Below are 20,635 nucleotides of genomic sequence, written 5' to 3'. Positions count from 1 at the left end.
TTTAGCGGGTTCGTCAACCCGCTACACCTTTTTTTAGCCCATTCCGGGGGGGGGGGGCCCCCCCGGGCCCCCCCCCCCACTGCGCTGTCCGCAGCCCGCGCGCGGACTGTCCGCTCCCCGGACAATGGATTGGACAAGGAAGCCGTGGACATACGCATCATGGAGCGGCAACCGTGCCCGTTCGTACGTCTGAAGGAGTTCCTGTGAAGGTCGGAATCGTCGGCGCCACCGGTCAGGTCGGCACAGTCATGCGCAGGATCCTGGCCGAGCGGAAGTTCCCGGCCGACGAGCTGCGGCTGTTCGCCTCCGCGCGCTCCGCGGGCTCCACGATCGAGTGGCAGGGACAGGACATCACCGTCGAGGACGCGTCCACGGCCGACTACACCGGCCTGGACATCGTGCTGTTCTCGGCCGGTGGCGCCACCTCCAAGGCGCTCGCCGAGAAGGTCGCCGCACAGGGCCCCGTCGTGATCGACAACTCCTCCGCCTGGCGCAAGGACCCCGAGGTCCCGCTGGTCGTCCCCGAGGTCAACGCGCACACGATCGCGAACCGCCCCAAGGGCATCATCGCCAACCCGAACTGCACCACGATGGCCGCCATGCCCGTGCTGCGCCCGCTGCACGACGAGGCCGGCCTCCAGACGCTGACCGTCGCCACCTACCAGGCGGTGTCCGGTTCCGGTCTGGCCGGCGTCGCCGAGCTGCACGGCCAGGCGTCCAAGGTCGTCGCCGAGGCCGACAAGCTCACCCACGACGGCTCGGCCGTCGACTTCCCCGAGCCCGGTGTCTACAAGCGCCCGATCGCCTTCAACGTGCTGCCGCTGGCCGGTGCCATCGTCGACGACGGCTCCTTCGAGACGGACGAGGAGCAGAAGCTCCGCAACGAGTCGCGCAAGATCCTGGAGATCCCGGAGCTGAAGGTGTCCGGCACCTGTGTCCGGGTCCCGGTCTTCGCCGGCCACTCGCTCCAGATCAACGCCCGGTTCGCGCGTCCGATCGGGGTGGAGCGCGCGTACGAGCTGCTCAAGGACGCCCCGGGCGTCGAGATCTCGGAGATCCCCACCCCGCTCCAGGCAGCGGGGCAGGACGCGTCCTTCGTGGGGCGGATCCGGGTCGACGAGACCGTGGAGCACGGGCTCGCGCTCTTCGTCTCCAACGACAACCTGCGCAAGGGCGCCGCGCTGAACGCGGTGCAGATCGCGGAGCTGGTGGCGGCGGAGCTGGCCGGCTGACGCGGCGGGGGGCGGTGCGGGTGCGGTGCCGCCGCGCGGGCTGCCCCCTACCCGCCCCTTCCCGAAACCGGGGGCAGTCCCCCGGGCCCCCTTGTGTCCTCAATCGCCGGACGGGCTTGATTTCGGCCCGCTCCTGAGCGGAGCCCCGGGGGTACTCAGGGGCGGCGCACCTCGAAGTGCCAGCACCCGTACTCCACCGCCCGCACGTGGACCAGCACCACCTCGGGGTCGGCGAACGCCTCCGCGATGGCCTCGTCGTAGCCCCGCTCCTCGTCCGCCGGGATCTCCATCAGCCGGCCGCCCACGATGTGGCCCTCCGCGTCGTAGCGCCGGACCGTCCGCAGCGCCCCCGCCCGCGAGAACGGGTAGCCCGTACGGCCGGGCGCCGGACCGGCGCAGGGCTCCGCGTGGATGAACACCGGCCCCTGCTCGTCGTACGCCCCCGGCTTCGCCCACGTCGCAGCAGCCCACCGCCGCAGCGGTGCGTAGGAGACGAGGGCGATCCGCTCCCCCGCCTCGTTGCCGCGCAGACAGCACCGCAGCGGGCTGCCCGCGTCCGTGGCGGTGTACGGGACGCAGGGGCGCCCCGCGTCGTCGGTCTTCCGGAGTTCCTCGAGCGCGTCCGGGTCGATCGCGCGTGGTTCGTAACTGGTCATACGACGAGGATGGCGCGCCCCTCCGGCCCGCTCCGGCGGAAAACGGACATCGCCTTGGGCGCAGGTCACGTGGAAGGATGACGGAAACACCACATATCAAGGAGATGACCGCGTGCCTGGCACGAATCTGACCCGCGAAGAGGCACAGGAGCGGGCGCGCCTGCTGACCGTGGACGCGTACGAGATCGATCTCGACCTCTCCGGAGCGCAGGACGGCGGTACCTACCGGTCCGTGACCACCGTGCGCTTCGACTCCGCCGAAGCCGGTGCGGAGACCTTCATCGACCTGGTCGCCCCGGCCGTGCACGAGGTCGAGCTGAACGGCAGGGCGCTGGACGTCGCGGCCGTGTTCCGCGATTCCCGCATCACACTGCCGCACCTGGCGGCGGGCTCCAACGAGCTGAAGGTCGTCGCCGACTGCTCGTACACCAACACGGGCGAGGGTCTGCACCGCTTCGTCGACCCGGTCGACCAGCAGGCCTACCTCTACACCCAGTTCGAGGTGCCGGACGCGCGCCGCGTCTTCGCGAGCTTCGAGCAGCCCGATCTGAAGGCGACCTTCCGGTTCACCGTGAAGGCCCCGTCCGGCTGGACCGTGGTCTCCAACTCGCCGACGCCGGAGCCCAAGGACGACGTCTGGTCCTTCGAGCCGACGCCGCGCATCTCCACGTACATCACCGCGCTGATCGTCGGCCCGTACCACTCGGTGCACAGCAGCTACGAGAAGGACGGCCAGTCCGTCCCGCTCGGCATCTACTGCCGCCCCTCGCTGGCCGAGTACCTCGACGCGGACGCGATCTTCGACGTGACCCGGCTGGGCTTCGACTGGTTCCAGGAGAAGTTCGACTACGCGTACCCCTTCGCCAAGTACGACCAGCTGTTCGTACCGGAGTTCAACGCGGGCGCGATGGAGAACGCGGGCGCGGTCACCATCCGCGACCAGTACGTGTTCCGCTCGAAGGTGACGGACGCGGCGTACGAGACGCGGGCCGAGACGATCCTGCACGAGCTGGCCCACATGTGGTTCGGTGACCTCGTCACCATGGAGTGGTGGAACGACCTGTGGCTGAACGAGTCGTTCGCCACGTACACCTCGATCGCCTGCCTGTCGCACGCCGAGGGCTCGCAGTGGCCGCACTCCTGGACCACGTTCGCCAACTCCATGAAGACGTGGGCGTACCGGCAGGACCAGCTGCCGTCGACGCACCCGATCATGGCCGACATCCGTGACCTGGACGACGTCCTGGTCAACTTCGACGGCATCACCTACGCCAAGGGCGCATCGGTCCTGAAGCAGCTGGTGGCGTACGTCGGCATGGACGAGTTCTTCAAGGGCGTCCAGGCGTACTTCAAGGCGCACGCCTTCGGCAACACCCGGCTCTCCGACCTGCTGGGCGCGCTGGAGGAGACCTCCGGCCGCGACCTGAAGACGTGGTCGAAGGCATGGCTGGAGACGGCCGGCATCAACATCCTGCGTCCGGAGATCGAGACGGACGGGAACGGTCACGTCACCTCGTTCACCGTGGTCCAGGAGGCGCCGGCGCTGCCCGCCGGGGCGAAGGGCGAGCCGACGCTGCGGCCGCACCGGATCGCCATCGGTCTCTACGACCTCGACGCGGACGGGAAGCTGGTCCGTAAGGACCGGATCGAGCTGGACGTCGACGGGGAGCGCACCACCGTGCCCTTCCCGTCGGGTACGGCCCGGCCGGCCGTCATCCTCCTCAACGACGACGACCTCTCGTACGCGAAGGTCCGGCTCGACGAGGAGTCGCTGCGGGTCGTCACGGAGCACCTGGGCGACTTCACGGAGTCCCTGCCGCGCGCCCTGTGCTGGGCCTCCGCCTGGGACATGACCCGGGACGGCGAACTGGCCACCCGGGACTACCTGTCGCTCGTGCTGTCCGGGGCCGGCAAGGAGACCGACATCGGCGTCGTGCAGTCGCTGCACCGCCAGGTGAAGACGGCGCTGGACCTGTACTCGGCACCGGAGTGGCGCGAGGCCGGGCTGACGCAGTGGACGGAGGCGACGCTGGCGCACCTGCGCTCCGCGGAGCCGGGCAGCGACCACCAGCTGGCCTGGGCCCGTGCGTTCGCGGCCACGGCCCGCAACCCGCACCAGCTCGACCTGCTGCAGTCGCTGCTCGACGGCACCGAGGAGATCGAGGGCCTGGCCGTCGACACCGAGCTGCGCTGGGCCTTCGTGCAGCGGCTGGCCGCGACGGGGCTGCTGGACGAGGACGAGATCGCCGCCGAGTACGAGCGCGACCGGACGGCGGCCGGCGAGCGCCACGCGGCGTCGGCGCGGGCGGCCCGGCCCTCCGAGGAGGCGAAGGCGGAGGCGTGGGCCTCGGTCGTCGAGTCCGACAAGCTGCCGAACTCCCTCCAGGAGGCGGTCATCGGCGGGTTCGTCCAGACCGACCAGCACGAGCTGCTGGCTCCGTACACGGAGAAGTTCTTCACCGCGGTGAAGGACGTCTGGGACTCGCGCAGCCATGAGATGGCGCAGCAGGTCGCCATCGGTCTGTACCCGACGCTCCAGGTCTCGCAGGAGACCCTGGACGCCACGGACGCCTGGCTGGCCTCGGCGGAGCCGAGCGCGGCCCTGCGCCGGCTGATGTCGGAGGCCCGTTCGGGTGTGGAGCGGGCGCTGAAGGCCCGTGCGGCGGACGCGGCGGCGGCGACCGCGTAGCACTGTTCGGACTGGAAACCGCCCGGCGGGCAGGCGCTGTAGCGCAGCCGCCCGCCGGGCGGGAGTCTTCACGGGCAGCCGTCAGGCGCCCGACTCCTCGTAGCGGCGGGCCAGTTCGGCCGCGCCGGTCTCGGTCAGCGAGCCGTGCAGGCGCATCCGGGCCACACCGCCGTCGGGGAAGGCGTCCAGCCGGACGTGGGTGACCACGGCCTGGGCGCGGAGCGGGAAGCGGTGCAGGGTGTCGGGCTGGAGCCGGGTGCGGGGGATGATCTCGAACCACTCGCCCGTCTCACCGTTGCGGCCCTGAAGGGCGATCCAGCCGGCCGCGTTCCCCTTGAGGTAGGCCGTGTCGATCTCGACCGCGCGGACCGCGCCCTGGGCCGGCAGCCGGAAGCGCACCCAGTCGTTGGTGTCGCGGACGCGGCGGCGGCGGTTCTCCCAGCCGTCGTCCATCTTGCGGGAGGTGCCGGGCAGGATGATCTGGGTCGGCGAGGAGTAGAAGCGGTCGGACGCGTCCTCGTAACTGCCGCCGTTCAGGACCGAGATCAGGTCGAACGTGCCCAGCGTCGCGAGCCAGGAGGGGTCGGGGAGCACTTCGCCGTGTACGCGGAGGCGGGCGATGCCGCCGTCGGGGTGCTGGCAGAGGCGCAGGTGGGTGTAGCGGCGGTCGCCGGTGATCTCGAAGCCGTTGGCGGCGTGGCCGCGTACCGGGGTCGGCGCGATGATCTCGTCCCACTTGACGTCGTCGGCGAGGAGTTCCCCGGGGCCGGGCGAGCCCGGGAGGGAGGTCGCCAGGACGGAGACGCGCTGCGGGTAGTTGCCCCGGAAGTGGGCGGTGTCGATGACGATGCCCCGGATGATGCCGGGGGCGCCGAGCCGGATCAGGGCCCAGTCGTGTTCGTCGGCGGCCGGGAAGGGGTGGGTGGCGTCCGCGCCGCGACGGCGGCGGGTCTCCCAGCCGTCCATGATCTTGCCCTTGTGGCCGAAGTGCTCGGGGTCGAAGACCGCGCGCTCCCTGACCAGGAGGTTCTCGCGCTGGGCGAAGAACTCGTCGTTGGCGGCGATCACGCCCGCGCCGAGGCGCCGGTCGGCGAGGTCGACCAGTTCGGTGAAGGGGAGGGCGGTGGTGCGGTAGTCGGCGTACGGGTCGCCGCCGCCGTACGGAGCCGCGTCGTTGGCATGGGGGTCGTTGTCCAGGGCGGGGGTCTCGTTCGTGTCGAAGGTCATGTGCACCACTGTCTACGACCCCACCTATCAGGTCCATCGAAAGTTTTCGCACGTTTCATTCAGAAGAACTGAATGAATCTCCGCGCACGGCGCTGACCTGCTTGAGCGCGGCCAGCACCCGGGCCACCGCCGGACCGGCCTCGGCGCCCTGCCGCACCGCCGCCACCACATGGCGCCGGGGCAGATCGGCTCCGAGCACGCGCAGGACCACGCCCTTGCGGCGCTCCGCCGACGCCATCCGCGGGATCAGCGCGACGCCCATGCCCGCCTCCACCATCGCCAGGATCGCGGTCCACCCGGAGGCGCTGTGGGCCTGTTCGGGGACGAATCCGGCGGCCTCGCAGGCGGCGGTGGTGATCTCCGACCACGGGCCTGAGCCGCCGAAGATCCAGGGTTCGGCGGCGAGGTCGGCGAGCCGGAGCGCGGGGCGACCGGCGAGCCGGTGACCGGCGGGGAGGGCCACGTCGAGCGGGTCGGCGAGCAGCGGCACCAGGGCGAAGCGGGTGTCGCGCACCGTCGGCGCGTGCGCGGCGAGCGAGAGCGCGAGGTCGACGTCACCGGCCGCCAGGAGCTCGTACGCCTGACCGGCCTCCGCCTCCCGCACCCGCACGTCGGGGCCGGGCCGGCCTTCGGTGCGCAGCAGTTGGACCGCCGGCACGACGAGGGCGGGCACGGCGGTGGAGAAGGCCCCGACCCGCACCTCCCCGGCCTCGCCCCGCAGATATCCGGTCAGCTCGGCGTCTGCGCGCTCCAGCTGGGCGAAGACCGCCTCGGCGTGACGGAGCACGAGGTGCGCGGCGTCGGTGAGCCGCACCCGCCTGCCCTGCGCCTCCAGCAGCGGCACTCCGAGCTGTCTGCCCAGGTTCGACAGCTGCTGGGACACCGCGGAGGGGGTCATCAGCAGCGCCTCGGCCGTCGCCGTGACGGTCCCGCGCTCGCTCAGCACGCGCAGGATCCGGAGCTTCTTGATGTCCCACTCGGTCATGTCCGCACATTAGCCGCCGCCGTCCGCCCGGCCGGCTCGCTCACTGCCCCGCGGAAGTCATCGGCGCAACGCGAAGAGGGCGCCTCGGCGTGCTCGCGCACGCCGGGACGCCCTGAGGCGCAGCCGGTGGGTCAGGCCTGCTTCTTGGACTTGTCGAGGACCATGACCAGCCCGGCGATGACCCCGAACAGCACGAGGGGTGCCACGACGAACAGGCCGATCGTGTCGATCACGCTCAGGCCCGGACCCGGGTCGTCGCCGTCGTCGCGGGTGAGCGCGAGCGCGGGGGACGACATGAGCAGCATCATCAGCGTCGTTCCGGCGGCGACGGCGCCGGCGCGCATAGCGTTCTTCTTGTCCACGGTGCAAACGTAGCGAACGGCTACGAGGGCCGCGCGCCCGGGGGTGCCGTACGGGTCCTCCGCGCCTCCTGACGAGGCCGGAGAACCTCCATCAACCGGTGCAGCCGGGGCGAGGCCGCCAACTCCTCCAGGGTGACCGGACGTCCCTCGGCGTCGGCGATGGGCAGCCGCCAGTTGGGGTACTCGTCCCAGGTGCCCGGCAGGTTCTGCGGGCGGCGGTCGCCGACCGTGTCGGGCAGCCAGACCCCGGCCATCCGGGCCGGGGTGCTCAGCAGGAAGCGGTGGACGGCGCGGACGGCCGCCTCCTCGTCACCGCCGCCCTCGGGGAGCATGCCGAGCCGGGAGAGCAGGCCGAGCCACTCCGCGGTGTCGGCGCCGTCCTCGGTGCGCTCCTGCTCCAGCGGACGGGTGAGCAGGCCGAGTCGGTGGCGCAGCGTCACGTGATCGCCGGTCAGCCGGGCGGCGGTGGAGGGCAGATCGTGGGTGGTGGCGGTGGCCAGGCAGTCCTCGCGCCACTCCTCGGGGGCCAGCGGGCGGCCGGTGCCCGACCAGTCCCGTTCGAACCAGAGCACGGAGGTGCCGAGGACGCCGCGGCGGGCGAGCGCTTCACGGACGCCCGGCTCGACGGTGCCGAGGTCCTCCCCCATGACGACCGCGCCCGCCAGGTGGGCCTCCAGGACGAGGACGGCGAGCATCGCCTCGGCGTCGTGGCTCACGTAGGTGCCCTCGGTGGGCGGGCGCCCCTCGGGCACCCACCAGAGCCGGAACAGACCCATCACGTGGTCGATGCGCAGGGCACCGGCCCGGCGCAGGAGCCCGCGCAGCAGACCGCGGTACGGGGCGTAGCCGGACGCGGCCAGCGCGTCGGGGCGCCAGGGCGGCAGCCCCCAGTCCTGACCGCGTGCGTTGAAGGCGTCCGGGGGTGCGCCGACGGACATGCCGTGCGCGAAGGCGTCCTGCTGGGCCCAGGTGTCGGCGCCGCCGGGGTGCACGCCGACGGCGAGGTCGTGGACGATCCCGACGGCCATCCCGGCGTCCCGGGCGGCATGCTGCGCTTCGGCGAGCTGAGTGTCGGTCAGCCAGGCGAGCCGGCAGTGGAAGTCGACCCGGTCGAGCAGTTCGGTGCGGGCGCGGGCGGTCACCTTGGAGCGGGGGTCGCGCAGGCCGGCCGGCCAGGCGTGCCAGTCGGAGCCGTGCACCTCGGCGAGGGCGCACCACAGGGCGTGGTCCTCCAGGGCCTGTCCCTGTTCGGCGAGGAAGTCGCAGTAGGCGGCTCGGCGGCCGGGCGTGAGGGGCACCTCGACGAGATGGGCCAGGGCCTGCCGCTTGAGCCGCCAGACGGCGTCGCGGTCGATCAGGGCGCCCTTGTTGAGGACGGCGTCGCTCAGCTCGCCGCCCCGGCGGCGCAGATCGTCCAGGACGGCGTGGTCGGCCACGTGTCCGTACTCCGGGACCGACTCGATGCGCAGATGCACGGGATCGGGGAAGCGCCGCGAGGACGGGCGGTAGGGCGAGGGGTCGGTGGGGTCGCCCAGGACCGCGGCGTGCAGCGGGTTGATCTGGACGAAGCCGGCGCCCAGGGAACGACCGGACCAGGCGGCGAGATCGGCGAGGTCGCCGAGGTCGCCCATGCCCCAGGAGCGTGCGGAGAGCAGGGAGTAGAGCTGGACGAGGAAGCCGTGGCTGCGGGCGGGCGGCTGCGGGACGCGGGCCGGGGCGACGACGAGCGTGCAGGACTCGGCCGGCTTCTCCGGGGCCCGGACGGTCAGCCGGTGCACGCCGAGCGGCGGTTCGGTCCACCAGCCGGGCACGGGCGCACGTCCGGCCGGACCGGGTGCGCCGCCCTCTTCCGGGCCGGGTGCGCCGTCCGTCGGATCAGGCGTGCCGGCCATTTCCGGGCCGGGTGCGCCGACTGCCGGGCCAGGCGCGTCGGAAACGGCCGGATCCGTATCCCCGGCGGGGGTCCGCATCAGGGGCGGCGGGGACGCGGCGGCCTCCTCGGGCCGGACGGTCAGCTCCGTGCCGGGCGGCAGCGCGGTCAGGGCGGGGGGCAGCGGCTCCCCGGTCCACACCACCAGCGTGGGCGGGAGCAGCCGGGAGCCGGCCGCGTGGTCGGCGGCGGCGAGCGCCTCCCGTACCGCCTCGGGGGTGGCGGCGTCGACACCGAGCGCGGCGAGCACCGCGACGACCGTGCCGTCGGGTACGGACACCGTGGCGTCGGCGGACGGGGAGTAGGAGGTGGCGACGCCGTGCAGTGCGGCGAGCCGGGACAAGCCCATTCAGACTCCTGGGGACTCCATGCCCCAAGCACTGCCGGACGTGGCCGGCTCGCTGGTCAGCGGGGCGAGGACGGCGAGCGGGGGCTCGCTGGTCAGTGGCGTGGCGTCGGCGAGCGGCGGCTCGCTGGTCAGGGGTATGGCGTCGGCGAGCGGCGCTTCGCTGGTCAGCGGGCCGGGGGCGGTGGCAGGGCATGCGCTGATCAGCGGGGCGGGTCCCGGTACCTGTTTGGGCAGGGCTGAGTGCAGGAGCTGTGCTGCAGCGGGCATGGTGGCCTCCTGGCCGTTGAGAACAGGACACAGCAGGCCTACCCAGCGGACGCGTCCGCAGACGTAGGCGTTATGACAACGAGTTCAACGTGCTCTGGGTCACAATCCGTTCCCGGGAGGCCGGTTACCCGCAAGACGTCCGCCATTTTCGGCCATTCGGCGCCATCTTTCGCGTGAGATGACGGTGCGGAGGCACCGCCCACCCCACCCCCCACTTCGGACATTTGCACCACAACGACCACACACATTGACACCCTCACGCGCGGAATGGTGGGCTCGGAGCCCACCGGTGGGAGCAGCGGCCTCATCGCGGGTGAGGTCGGAATCCCGGGTGAGGCCGAAGGGGAGAACGCGCATGCAGCTCAGGCGCAGGAAGCATGCGGCGGCCGTCGCCGTGGCCGTGCTCGGCGGTCTGCTCTCCGCGGGAGCCCCGTCCGCCTTCGCCGCCCCTCCGGTGCCCGACAAGCCCGCCGCCGGCACCCCCGACCGCACGGCCGGTGCGACACCGCCCTCCGTCTGGCCCCGGCCGCAGAGCATCAGGTCCGCCGGATCCGCGGTCCCCCTCTCCGGCGAGGTCACGCTCGTCACCGACGCGAAGGCCGATCCGTACGCGGTCACCGCCCTCCGCGACATCCTGCGCGACGCCGGGGTGCGGACCGTCCACGAGGCCCTGCCGGGCAGCGGTCCGGTCATCCGGCTCGGCGGCGAAGCGGCGGTGGACGCGCTGCGCACACTGCGCGCCCCCGACCGCGCCGACCTGCCCGTCGGCGGCTACCGGATCGCGGTCGGCCGGGTCGCGGGCCGGGACACCGTCGCCGTGGACGGCCTCGGTGACGACGGGCTGTTCCACGGGGTGCAGACCCTGCGCCAGCTGATCGGGGGCGGCGAAATCGCCGGGGTCACCATCCGCGACTGGCCGTCCGCCGCCGTGCGCGGGATGACCGAGGGGTTCTACGGACAGCCCTGGACGCAGGAGGAACGGCTCGCCCAGATCGGCTTCATGGGCCGCACGAAGCAGAACAGGTATCTGTACGCGGCGGGCGACGACCCCTACCGTCAGGCCCGCTGGCGCGACCCGTACCCGGCCGGCCGGCGGGCCGACTTCCGCGCGCTGGCCGAACGGGCCGCCGCCGAGCACGTGACGCTGGGCTGGGCCGTGGCTCCCGGCCAGTCGATGTGCCTGTCGTCGGAGCGCGACGTGAAGGCGCTGACGAAGAAGATCGACGCGATGTGGGCGCTGGGAGTGCGGGTATTCCAGGTGCAGTTCCAGGACGTCAGCTACAGCGAGTGGCACTGCTCGGCCGACGCCGCGACCTTCGGCAACGGCCCGCAGGCGGCCGCCAGGGCGCAGGCCCGCGTCGTGAGCGAGGTGGCGCGGCACCTCGCGGACCGCCACCCGGGTTCGCAGCCGCTGTCGATGATGCCGACGGAGTTCTACCAGGACGGCGCGACCGACTACCGCACGGCGCTCGCCAAGGCACTCGACGACCGGGTGGAGATCGCCTGGACCGGTGTCGGCGTCGTGCCGAGGACCATCACCGGCGGCGAACTGGCCGGGGCCCGCGCCACGTTCCGCCATCCGCTGGTCACGATGGACAACTACCCGGTCAACGACTACGCGCAGGACCGGATCTTCCTCGGCCCCTACACCGGCCGCGACCCGGCCGTCGCCATCGGCTCGGCGGCACTGCTGGCCAATGCCATGGAGCAGCCGTCCGCGTCCCGGATCCCGCTGTTCACCGCGGCCGACTTCGCCTGGAACGCGAAGGGGTACCGGGCGCAGGAGTCCTGGCAGGCGGCCATCGACGATCTCGCGGGCGACGACACCGCCGGCCGGGACGCGCTGCTCGCACTGGCCGGCAACAGCACGGCCTCGGTGCTGGGCGGTGACGAGTCGGCCTATCTGAAACCGCTGCTCGCCGCTTTCTGGAAGACCCGCGCGGGGACCGACGCGGTGGCGCGCGACGAGGCGGCACGCCGGCTGCGGGCCGCGTTCACCGTGATGCGTGAGGCCCCGCAGCGGCTGACCGGGCTGGCCGGCGGACGGCTCGACGACGAAGTGCGGCCGTGGACCGATCAGCTGTCCCACTACGGCAGGGCGGGTGAGCTGGCGGTAGATCTCCTCCAGGCACAGGCCGAGGGCGACGGCGCGGCCGCATGGCGGGCGTCGCTGGCCCTGGAGCCGGCCGGCAAGGCCGTGAAGTCGAGCGGTGCGACGGTCGGCAAGGGGGTGCTCGGGCCGTTCCTGGACCGGGCGCGCAAGGAGGCCGACGCCTGGACCGGGAAGGACCGCGACAACGGCAAGGTGACCGAGGCCCAGGGCAGCTACACGGTGCGGCTGAGCCTGGCCCGTCCGCTGGCGGCCGTCACCGCGATGACCGTGCCTGCCGACGGGGGCCCGGAGGCCGAGGCGACGGTCCAGGCCCATGTGCCGGGCGAGGGCTGGCACAGCCTCGCCACCGTGCCGGCGAGCGGCTGGACCCAGGCACGGGGGCAGGGCCTGCGGGCCGACGCCGTCCGGATCAGCTGGCAGACCGCCACCCCCTCGGTCACCGGCGCACCGCCCCTGATCATCCCTCCGCTCGCGGGTGCGGCCCCGTCCGCCGGGACGGCGCCCCGGGTGCGCGCGCTCGTGCCGTGGTTCGAGGACGAGCCCGCCGCCCGGCTCGACCTGGCCCGCGGAGTGACGGACGCCGAGATCGGCGGCGAGCCGCAGCAGGTCGAGGCACGGCTCTCGCCCGGCCGCCCGGCGGAGGTGCGGGGCGCGCTCACCGCGAAGGCCCCCGCGGGCATCAAGGTGCGGGTGCCCGATCGGACGACCGTCCAGCGCGGCTCCCGCACCGACGTGCCGGTGGAGATCACCGTTTCCGCGAACACCCCGGCGGGCGAGTACGAGGTGCCGTTCTCCTTCGGCGCCGAGGAGACCACGCTGACCGTCCGGGCCTTCCCGCGCACCGCGGGTCCCGATCTGCTGCGCACAGCCACTGCCTCATCCTCGGGCGACGAGACGGCGGACTTCCCGGCGTCCGCCGCGTCCGACGGCGACCCGGAGACCCGCTGGTCCTCACCGGCCGAGGACGGCGCCTGGTGGCAGGCGGAACTGCCCGCCCCGGTCCGGCTCGGACAGGTGGTGCTGGACTGGCAGGACGCGTACGCCTCCCGCTACCGCGTCCAGGTCTCCACCGACGGCCGCACCTGGCGCACGGCGGCCACCGTGCGGGACGGCGGGGGCGGCCACGAATCTGTCCGGATGGACGCGAAGGACACCCGGTTCATCAGGATCCAGGGCGACGCGCGGGCCACGCAGTACGGGTACTCGCTCTGGTCCGTCCAGGCGTACGCCGTGGCGGACCCGGACAAGTAGCGCGAGCCCGCACGTCCGCGGGCCGGGGCGTGTCCCTGACACCCAGGTGGTTCATCACCCTTGCCCGGATCGATTTCCGCCAGCTATTCACTCAGTACATATATCGAGTATATAGTCGCCGCCATGAGCATCCGCCACGTCCTGCTGGGTCTCCTCGCCGGGGGTTCCAGCCATGGCTACGACCTCAAACGGCGGTACGACGAACTCTTTCCGCAGGCGCGCCCCCTGGCGTACGGGCAGGTCTACACGACCTTGCAGCGCCTGGTGCGTGACGATCTGGCCACCGTGGAGGGCACCGATTCCGACGGCGGCCCCGAGCGCACCCTCTACCGCTCCACGACCGAGGGATCGCGCGAACTCGCCAAGTGGGCGGACGAGATCAGTCCGCCCGCTCCGTTCGTGACGAACGAGATCTTCGCCAAGGTCGTCACGTCGATCCTCGTCGCGGCCGCCACCGGCGGCGACCGCACGTCGTACGCAGCCGGGTACCTCCAGGGCCAGCGCGCCGCCCACATGGCGCGCATGCACGAACTGACCCAGCTCAAGACCACCCCGGGGGCCGATCTCAGCACGGTGCTCTCGGCCGACTACGCCCTGGCCCATCTGGACGCCGACGTGCGGTGGATGACCACCACGACAGCCCGTCTCGCCACCCTGACCGCGGAGGTCGACGCCGTATGAACACGCAAGCCGAGCAGCACACCCGGGCCACGGCGCCCCTGCTCACTGCCACCGGCCTGAAGAAGCGGTACGGGAGGTCGGAGGCGCTGCGCGGGGCCTCGGTCGACCTCCACGCGGGCGAGATCCTCGCCGTCACCGGAGCCAGCGGCAGCGGGAAGTCGACGCTGCTGCACTGCATGGCCGGCATCGTCCGTCCGGACGAGGGCACGGTCTCGTACGGACCGGAACAGCTCGACCGGTTGCCGGAGGCGCGCCTCAGTGAGCTGCGGCGCACCGACTTCGGTGTGGTGTTCCAGTTCGGACAGCTGATCCCGGAGCTCACCGTGCTCGACAACGTGGCACTGCCCATCCTGCTCGCGGGGACGGCCCGTGCCGAGGCTCAGGCGCGGGCGGACGAGTGGCTGGAGCGCTTCGGGGTGCGCGGACAGCGCGGTCTGCGGCCCGGCGAGCTGAGTGGCGGGCAGAGCCAGCGGGTCGCGCTGGCACGGGCGTTGGTGACGGCGCCGAAGGCCGTCTTCGCGGACGAGCCGACCGGCGCCCTCGACTCACTCGCCGGGGAACAGGTGATGACCGCTCTGGTGCACACCGCCCGCGAGTCCGGCACCGCGGTGCTGCTGATCACGCACGACGCACAGATCGCCGCGTACGCGGACCGGGAGGTATGGCTGCGGGACGGGGCCGTGCACTCCGGCGCGGACCGGTTCACCGTCCAGGAGGCCGCTCACCATGAAGGCTGACGCCCGCATCGCCTGGGTCCTCACACGCGGCTCCGACCGTCGTGAGTGGTGGCGTATCTCGCTCACCGCGGTGGGCGCCCTGCTCGCCACGGGCTTCGCCCTCGCGGCGGTCGCGGTGGCGGCAGTGTCCGGGCAGGTGTCGATCCCGTTCGCACACGGCCTGCTGAACCAACCCGGCCAGCGCGCCGGTGTGGTGCTCACGCTGCTGCTCCTGCTCATCCCGGTGTTCGGCCTCCTCAGCCAGTGCGTCCGGATCGGCGCCGTGCACCGCGACCGGCGGATGGCGGGGCTGCGGCTCGCCGGGGCGTCACCCGGCCAGGTGCGGCGCATCGCCGCGCTGGAGTCGTCGTTGGCGTGCCTGGCCGGTTCGGCCGTCGGATTCCTCGTCTTCGCCGTGCTCCTCGCAGGCTCCGGCCGCACGACGTCGCCACTGACGTGGGTGGTGTTCGTGCTGGTCGTTCTCGCCGTGCCGGTGGTCGCCGCGCTGGTGAGCGCGTTCACACTGCGCCGGGTGGTCGCCTCACCCCTCGGCTGGGTACGCCGGGTGCGGCCCGGGGGCGGCCGGCCGCGCACGGGCCGGGTCCTGATCCTCGTGGCGACGATCGCCGCGGTGGGCGCGCTGCTCGTCCTCAGGGACAGCCGCATGGTCACGCTGCCGGTCTTCGCCGCGGTGCTGCTCATCGGAGTGGGCACTCTGTGGGCAGCCGGGGCATCGGCCGCCTTCCTGGGGCGACGGCTGACGGAGCGTGCGAAGAGCCCCGCGGTACTGATCGCCGCGGGCCGCCTCCGGGACGACCCGTGGGCCGCCTCGCGCGCCCATGCCGCACTGCTGCTGGTGACAGTCGTCGGCGTCGGCTTCGTAGGCGTACGGGACGTCATGCTCGACCAGCTGCACGACCCGGGTCGCCACGCGCCGGAAAGCCTCGATTTCTACACCACCGGCCTCGACCTCACCGGGGCCGCTGTCCTGGTGGCCCTGCTCATCAGTCTCCTCGGCCTCGCCGTGGGCACCGCGGAGTCCCTCGCCACCCGCCGCAGGGGTCTCGCCGCCCAAGCCGCGGCGGGGGTGCCGCAAGCGGTGCTGGCCCGAACTCTCCTCCTGGAGACCGCGCTCCCGCTCGCCCCCGCGGTCCTGCTCGCGGGCGTCGGCGGCATGGCGGTACACCTCTGGTACGCCGCCGGTGTCGCCCCGGGCACCGCTCCGTCGTTGCTCCCCCTGCTGGTGCCCGTGGGGGTGTACGCCGCCTGTCTGCTGGCCGCCGCGACGTCCCTGCCGCTGCTGCGGCGCATGACGCACCCCTCGGAGCTGCGGTTCTCCTAGGACCCGCGCTCCGCGAGCCCTTCTACCCCGGACGTGGAAGCCCGGATCGTCAGGCTGAGATGCCGTCGATCCGGGCCATCGCGTCGTCCGCTCCGAACGGTTGCAAGTAGGGCAGCCAGCGCGGGTCGCGGTGGCCCGTGCCGATGATCCGCCAGGCGAGTCCGGTCGGCGGGGCGGGCTGCTGGTGCAGCCGCCAGCCGAGTTCGGGCAGATGGCGGTCGGCCTTGACGTGGTTGCAGCGGCGGCACGCCGCCACCACGTTCTCCCAGGCGTGCTGTCCGCCGCGGCTGCGCGGAATGACGTGGTCGACGCTGGTCGCGGCGGCGCCGCAGTACATGCAGCGGCCGCCGTCCCTGGCGAAGAGCGCCCGGCGGGTCAGCGGGACGGGGCCCCGATAGGGGACGCGCACGAACCGCTTCAGGCGGACGACGCTCGGTGCCGGGACGGCACGGGTGGCACTGTGCATGAAGGCGCCGGACTCCTCGAGGCAGATGGCCTTGTTCTCGAGGACGAGGACGAGCGCGCGGCGGAGCGGTACGACGCCGAGCGGCTCGTACGACGCGTTGAGAACCAGGACATGCGGCACGGTTGATGCCTCCTTGTACGCCGGCGGCGCGTGGCTCGCGCCGGGACGATCCGATCTCAGTCTCTCCTCAGGCCTGGTCGAAGCGCCACCACGTCCAGGTAACGGGCCGGAAGGATTTTGCCCGGCCCGAGCCGTCCACACGTACGGAAGAGCACCGGAACAGGCTCTTCCGCGGGCCCTGCCGCCACCGCCTCACCCGGTGTGCGATCGGCCACACGCCCTGCCGTTGACCGGATCCTTTACCTGTTGCGTATCCCCGGGTGAGACGCGTCTCTCCCCCCGGTCACGGCAACGGAGCACCCGCGCTGCCCCGTTAGTGTGGTTGGTCAGCGCTCGCCCAACTGGAGGTCCCGCCGTGTCCCTGTCCGCCCTGTTGGCAGCAGCTCCGTCTCCCGAGCCGGGCGGCTCGCTGGACGAAGCCGCGAAGCAGGCAGGCAATGCCGCGGGCTGGGTGGAGCAGAACTGGTCCACCTGGCTGAACACCGGTCTTCGGATCCTGCTCATCGCGGCCATCGCGATCCTGTTGCGCATCGCGGTCCGCCGGGCCCTGACCAAACTCATCGAACGCATGAACCGCAGCGCCCAGGCGGTGGAGGGCACCGCTCTCGGCGGACTGCTCGTCAACGCGGAGCGGCGCCGCCAGCGCTCGGAGGCGATCGGTTCGGTGCTCCGTTCGGTCGCCTCGTTCCTGATCCTCGGCACCGGCGCCCTGATGATCCTGGGCGCCTTCCAGATCAACCTGGCCCCGCTGCTGGCCTCCGCGGGGGTCGCCGGGGTGGCGCTCGGCTTCGGTGCCCGCAATCTGGTCACCGACTTCCTCTCCGGTGTCTTCATGATCCTGGAGGACCAGTACGGCGTCGGCGACACCATCGACGCGGGCGTCGCATCCGGTGAGGTCATCGAGGTCGGTCTGCGGGTCACCAAGCTGCGGGGCGACAACGGCGAGATCTGGTACGTCCGCAACGGCGAGGTGAAGCGGATCGGCAACCTCAGCCAGGGCTGGTCGACCGCGGGCGTCGATGTGCAGGTACGCCCCACGGAGGACCTCGCCCGGGTCGGCGAGATCATCACCGAGGCCGCCCAGCAGATGACCAAGGAGGACCCGTGGACCGAGCGTCTGTGGGGTCCGGTGGAGATCCTGGGCCTGGACACGGTGCTGCTGGACTCGATGACGGTCCGGGTGAGCGCGAAGACGATGCCGGGCAAGGCCCTGGGCGTGGAGCGCGAGCTGCGCTGGCGCATCAAGCGGGCCTTCGACGAGGCGGGCATCCGCATGGTCGCCGGCCTCCCGGCCCAGCCGGACGAGCCCTCGGCCGCCGACCCGACGGCCGCCATGGCGGCTCCCTCCGCCTACGCCTCGGCCACCTCGCCGCAGTCCATGGCCACGACCCCGATAGTCCAGCCGCCGAACATCTCCAAGTAGCACCCGGCCGCGGCACCGCGGCGATTTAATCGAGGGGCACCCGCAGGAGGCCGCGGGTGCCCCTCACGCGCGTGCAGGTAACGCTTTGGTTGCCACCGCGGTGCGCACCATTGACGCCCCGGCGACGCGCACCCTACGGTCCTCTCACCGAATAGGAAACTTTCCTAACAGAGAGCGGGTGCAGTCATCATGGCCAGAACCACACCGGGTACCCCCCGTGTTCTGCGGGCCATGAACGACCGCGCCGCCCTCGATCTGCTGCTGGAGCACGGCCCTCTCTCACGGACCAGGATCGGGAAGCTGACCGGGCTGTCGAAGCCCACCGCCTCCCAGCTGCTGGCCAGGCTGGAGGCGGCCGGTCTCGTCGTCGCCACCGGGACCGCGGCCGGGCGGCCGGGCCCCAACGCCCAGCTGTACGCCGTCAACGCCGCCGCCGCCCATGTGGCGGGGCTCGACGTGAACGCCCAGCGGATCATCGCCGCCGTCGCCGATGTGACGGGCCGGACGGTCGGGGAGTTCGAGCTGCGGACGCCGGGGCGGCGCGCCGACAGCGTGGTGCGTCAGGTGACCGAGGCACTGGACGGGGCGGTCAAGGACGCCGGGCTGACCCGGTCCGACGTGCACCGGCTCGTCATCGGCACGCCGGGCGCCTTCGACCCGGGCACCGGCCGGCTGCGCTACGCCTCGCACCTTCCTGGCTGGCACTCCCCCACCCTGCTGGACGAGCTGGCGGCCTTCCTGCCGATGCCGGTCGAGTACGAGAACGACGTGAACCTCGTCGCGGTGGCCGAACAGCGGCTCGGCGCGGCACGTGGGCACGAGGACTTCGTCCTGCTGTGGAACGAGGAGGGCCTCGGCGCCGCCCTCGTCATCAACGGCCGGCTGCACCGCGGGTTCACCGGCGGCGCCGGTGAGGTCGGCTTCCTGCCGGTGCCGGGCGCCCCGCTGGTCCGCCAGGTGACCAAGGCCAACTCGGGCGGCTTCCAGGAACTGGCCGGCGCCCAGGTGCTCGCCAGGCTGGCGCGTGAGCTCGGGATCGACGACGAGGCCGTACGCGGTACGGGCACCCACCACGAGATCGCCGCCGCTCTGGTGGGCCGGGCGGCAGAGGCCGTGGAGGACGGCGGGAGCGGACCGTACAGCGCCCTGCTCGACCGGTTCGCCACCGGTCTCGCGACCGGCCTCGCCTCCATGGTCGCCGTTCTCGACCCCGAGGTCGTCGTGCTGTCCGGAGAGCTGATCTCGCGCGGCGGGGAGCCGCTGCGCAGCCGGGTGGCGGCCGAACTCACCGAACTCGCGGCCTCCCGACCGCGGCTGATCGCCGGTGACGTGACCCACCGGCCCGTACTGCGCGGCGCACTGGAGAGCGCGCTCGCCACCACGCGCGACGAAGTGTTCGACACCTCGCGCTGACACCGCCCTTCACCGCTTCCCTTCCCCGTACACCTCCTTCCCCGTCCCAACCCTTCATCGGGAGACACCACCATGTCCGGAAACCGCCGGAAGCCGGCCGTCGCACTCGCCGCGACCGCCGCGATAGCCCTGTTCGCCTCCGCCTGTACCGGGCAGAGCAGCTCCGGTGCCAGTGATGACGCGTCCAAGGAGACGACCATCAACTTCTGGCACGGCTGGAGTGCCCCGGGCGAGGTCAAGGGAATCCGGGCGACGGTCGCCGCCTTCGAGAAGGCGCACCCCAACATCCATGTGAAGGTCGTCGGCAACATGACGGACGACAAGATCAACCAGGCGCTGCGCGCGGGCGGTTCGAAGGCTCCGGACGTCGTCTCGTCGTTCACCACGAACAACGTGGGCAAGTTCTGCAGGTCGAAGGCGTTCGTCGACCTCAACCCGTTCCTGAAGAAGGACGGGATCGACGCGGACGCGACCTTCCCGAAGGCGATGAACGAGTACACGCAGTTCGACGGCGTGCGCTGCACGGTGCCACTGCTCGGCGACGCGTACGGCCTCTACTACAACAAGGACGCGTTCGAGGCGGCCGGCATCACGAGCCCGCCGAAGACCTGGACCGAGTTCGCCGCCGACGCCAAGAAGCTCACGAAGAGCAAGGGCGACTCGTACGACCAGCTCGGCTTCATGCCGAACTACCACGGCTACGAGTCGACGACCGAGCACTACCTCGGTGGCTGGAACCCGACCTACTTCGACGCGGACGGCAAGTCGAACATCGCCAAGGACCCGGCCTTCACCGACATGCTCACCACCCAGAAGAAGCTGGTGGACTCCCTCGGCGGCTACCGGAAGCTGGAGAAGTTCCGCACCGGATTCGGTGACGAGTGGGGCGCCAAGCACCCGTTCCACACCGGCCAGGTGGCCATGCAGCTGGACGGTGAGTGGCGGCTCGGCATGGCCGAGGACACCAAGCCGAAGTTCGAGATCGGCGTGGCCCCGATGCCGGTCGCCGACAACGAGGCCGACACCTACGGCAAGGGATATCTGACCGGCACCATCGCCGGTATCGCCGCCACCTCCACGAAGCAGAACGCGGCGTGGGAGCTGGTGAAGTTCATGACGACCGACACCGACGCGGTCGTCGACTTCGCCAACGCCATCCACAACGTGCCGTCCACGCTGGCCGCGCTGAAGTCGCCGAAGCTGAAGTACGACCCGCGCTTCAAGACCTTCCTGGACATCGCGGCCAACCCGCAGTCCACCACCACCCCGCCCTCGGTGAACGGCGGCGCGTACCTGACGTCTCTGCAGAACCTCGGCTTCGACGTCGAGAAGGGCACCCAGAAGGATCTTCAGGCCGGTCTGGAGAAGACCGCCAAGGAGATCGACGCGGCGATCGACCAGGCGAAGTAGAGC

Annotated in this window: 16 protein-coding genes; 9 read left to right on the top strand and 7 right to left on the bottom strand. The window is 72.0% G+C overall.

Annotated elements, in window-relative coordinates; genetic code table 11:
- The first annotated feature begins 203 nt into the window (after positions 1 to 203).
- Positions 204 to 1,232 carry an aspartate-semialdehyde dehydrogenase gene (locus ACFVJX_RS12195; RefSeq protein WP_384135618.1) on the top strand — a complete coding sequence of 343 codons (1,029 nt, stop codon included), beginning with the start codon at positions 204 to 206 and terminating at the stop codon, positions 1,230 to 1,232.
- Between the two features lie 155 nt (positions 1,233 to 1,387).
- Here ACFVJX_RS12195 and ACFVJX_RS12190 read toward each other — a convergent pair whose 3' ends face one another.
- Positions 1,388 to 1,888, bottom strand: a complete 501-nt coding sequence (locus tag ACFVJX_RS12190; protein ID WP_384135616.1) for a DUF1203 domain-containing protein — start codon at positions 1,886 to 1,888, stop codon at positions 1,388 to 1,390.
- Between the two features lie 112 nt (positions 1,889 to 2,000).
- On the opposite strand from ACFVJX_RS12190, the gene pepN reads away from it, so the two are divergent.
- The gene (pepN, locus tag ACFVJX_RS12185) at positions 2,001 to 4,577 is read left to right on the top strand and encodes an aminopeptidase N (protein WP_384135614.1); all 2,577 of its coding nucleotides are present in this window, start codon (positions 2,001 to 2,003) and stop codon (positions 4,575 to 4,577) included.
- 81 nt (positions 4,578 to 4,658) lie between these two features.
- Here pepN and alc read toward each other — a convergent pair whose 3' ends face one another.
- The 5 genes from alc to ACFVJX_RS12160 all read right to left on the bottom strand — a co-directional run bounded on the left by alc (position 4,659) and on the right by ACFVJX_RS12160 (position 9,697).
- The gene (gene alc / locus ACFVJX_RS12180; RefSeq protein WP_384135612.1) at positions 4,659 to 5,804 is read right to left on the bottom strand and encodes an allantoicase; all 1,146 of its coding nucleotides are present in this window, start codon (positions 5,802 to 5,804) and stop codon (positions 4,659 to 4,661) included.
- 55 nt (positions 5,805 to 5,859) lie between these two features.
- Positions 5,860 to 6,789 carry a LysR substrate-binding domain-containing protein gene (locus tag ACFVJX_RS12175; protein ID WP_384135610.1) on the bottom strand — a complete coding sequence of 310 codons (930 nt, stop codon included), beginning with the start codon at positions 6,787 to 6,789 and terminating at the stop codon, positions 5,860 to 5,862.
- A gap of 131 nt (positions 6,790 to 6,920) precedes the next feature.
- The gene (locus ACFVJX_RS12170; RefSeq protein WP_384135641.1) at positions 6,921 to 7,133 is read right to left on the bottom strand and encodes a hypothetical protein; all 213 of its coding nucleotides are present in this window, start codon (positions 7,131 to 7,133) and stop codon (positions 6,921 to 6,923) included.
- 38 nt (positions 7,134 to 7,171) lie between these two features.
- A complete protein-coding gene (malQ, locus tag ACFVJX_RS12165; RefSeq protein ID WP_384135608.1) occupies positions 7,172 to 9,430 on the bottom strand; it encodes a 4-alpha-glucanotransferase in 2,259 nt (752 codons plus the stop codon).
- A complete protein-coding gene (locus tag ACFVJX_RS12160) occupies positions 9,431 to 9,697 on the bottom strand; it encodes a hypothetical protein (protein ID WP_384135606.1) in 267 nt (88 codons plus the stop codon).
- Between the two features lie 355 nt (positions 9,698 to 10,052).
- Between ACFVJX_RS12160 and ACFVJX_RS12155 the strand changes: the two genes are divergently transcribed.
- The 4 genes from ACFVJX_RS12155 to ACFVJX_RS12140 all read left to right on the top strand — a co-directional run bounded on the left by ACFVJX_RS12155 (position 10,053) and on the right by ACFVJX_RS12140 (position 15,800).
- Entirely contained in the window at positions 10,053 to 13,061 is a 3,009-nt protein-coding gene (locus tag ACFVJX_RS12155) for a beta-N-acetylglucosaminidase domain-containing protein (protein ID WP_384135604.1), read from the top strand.
- A 123-nt stretch (positions 13,062 to 13,184) separates the two neighbouring features.
- On the top strand, positions 13,185 to 13,742 hold the full coding sequence (locus ACFVJX_RS12150; protein ID WP_384135602.1) for a PadR family transcriptional regulator: 558 nt from the start codon (positions 13,185 to 13,187) through the stop codon (positions 13,740 to 13,742).
- Positions 13,739 to 14,479, top strand: a complete 741-nt coding sequence (locus ACFVJX_RS12145) for an ABC transporter ATP-binding protein (RefSeq protein WP_384135600.1) — start codon at positions 13,739 to 13,741, stop codon at positions 14,477 to 14,479. The genes ACFVJX_RS12150 and ACFVJX_RS12145 overlap by 4 nt, the downstream gene beginning before the upstream one ends.
- Entirely contained in the window at positions 14,469 to 15,800 is a 1,332-nt protein-coding gene (locus ACFVJX_RS12140; protein WP_385744482.1) for an FtsX-like permease family protein, read from the top strand. Before ACFVJX_RS12145 ends, ACFVJX_RS12140 begins: the two co-directional genes overlap by 11 nt.
- Before the next feature lie 49 nt (positions 15,801 to 15,849).
- On the opposite strand, the gene ACFVJX_RS12135 is transcribed toward ACFVJX_RS12140, so the two are convergent.
- The gene (locus tag ACFVJX_RS12135) at positions 15,850 to 16,386 is read right to left on the bottom strand and encodes an HNH endonuclease (protein ID WP_250969730.1); all 537 of its coding nucleotides are present in this window, start codon (positions 16,384 to 16,386) and stop codon (positions 15,850 to 15,852) included.
- 355 nt (positions 16,387 to 16,741) lie between these two features.
- Between ACFVJX_RS12135 and ACFVJX_RS12130 the strand changes: the two genes are divergently transcribed.
- The 3 genes from ACFVJX_RS12130 (at position 16,742) to ACFVJX_RS12120 (ending at position 20,632) form a co-directional block, all read left to right on the top strand.
- Positions 16,742 to 17,809 carry a mechanosensitive ion channel family protein gene (locus ACFVJX_RS12130; RefSeq protein ID WP_384127120.1) on the top strand — a complete coding sequence of 356 codons (1,068 nt, stop codon included), beginning with the start codon at positions 16,742 to 16,744 and terminating at the stop codon, positions 17,807 to 17,809.
- A gap of 189 nt (positions 17,810 to 17,998) precedes the next feature.
- On the top strand, positions 17,999 to 19,222 hold the full coding sequence (locus tag ACFVJX_RS12125) for an ROK family protein (protein WP_384127122.1): 1,224 nt from the start codon (positions 17,999 to 18,001) through the stop codon (positions 19,220 to 19,222).
- Between the two features lie 72 nt (positions 19,223 to 19,294).
- On the top strand, positions 19,295 to 20,632 hold the full coding sequence (locus ACFVJX_RS12120) for an ABC transporter substrate-binding protein (RefSeq protein ID WP_384127123.1): 1,338 nt from the start codon (positions 19,295 to 19,297) through the stop codon (positions 20,630 to 20,632).
- Positions 20,633 to 20,635: the final 3 nt, after the last annotated feature.

The organism is Streptomyces sp. NPDC127177 (assembly GCF_042672475.1).
In the GTDB taxonomy this organism is placed as follows: Bacteria; Actinomycetota; Actinomycetes; order Streptomycetales; family Streptomycetaceae; genus Streptomyces.
This window is presented reverse-complemented; position numbering and strand designations above follow the sequence as displayed.